General features: G+C 69.6%; 1 protein-coding gene. It reads left to right on the forward strand.

The window, feature by feature from the left end:
* The coding region (locus tag EN893_RS37145) for a C-terminal helicase domain-containing protein (protein WP_164901555.1) at window positions 1-550 on the forward strand (550 nt) is incomplete at both ends.

Here is a 550-nt window from a genome sequence, read left to right on the forward strand (position 1 = left end):
ACTTCTCCGTCGTGGCGCTTTCGGGCGAGCTCAGCCAGAACGAGCGCAGCCATGCCTTGCAGGCAATGCGCGACGGCCGCGCAAAAGTCTGCATCGCCACCGATGTCGCGGCGCGCGGCATCGATCTGCCCAATCTGGAGCTGGTCATCCATGCCGATCTGCCGACCAATCCGGAAACGCTGCTTCACCGCAGCGGCCGCACCGGCCGCGCCGGGCGCAAGGGCGTCAGCGCGCTGATCGTGCCCAACAGCGCCCGCAAGCGCACCGAGCGGCTGCTGCAGAACGCCGGCCTCAAGGCAACATGGGCGAGCCCGCCCTCGGCCGACGACGTGATGCGGCGCGACGACGAGCGCATCCTGGCCGACCCGGTTTTCGACGAGCCGGTGAAGGACGACGAACGCGGTTTCATCGACGCGCTGCTCGCCAGACATGGCGCCGAACAGGTGGCCGCTGCCTTCGTGCGCCAGTGCCGCGCCAGCCGCTCGGCGCCCGAGGACCTCATGGAGATCGCGCCCTTCACGCCGTCGCGTGAAAGACCGGCGGGCGAAGG

It is taken from the genome of Mesorhizobium sp. M7A.F.Ca.CA.004.04.2.1, assembly GCF_004022825.1.
Lineage (GTDB): Bacteria > Pseudomonadota > Alphaproteobacteria > Rhizobiales > Rhizobiaceae > Mesorhizobium.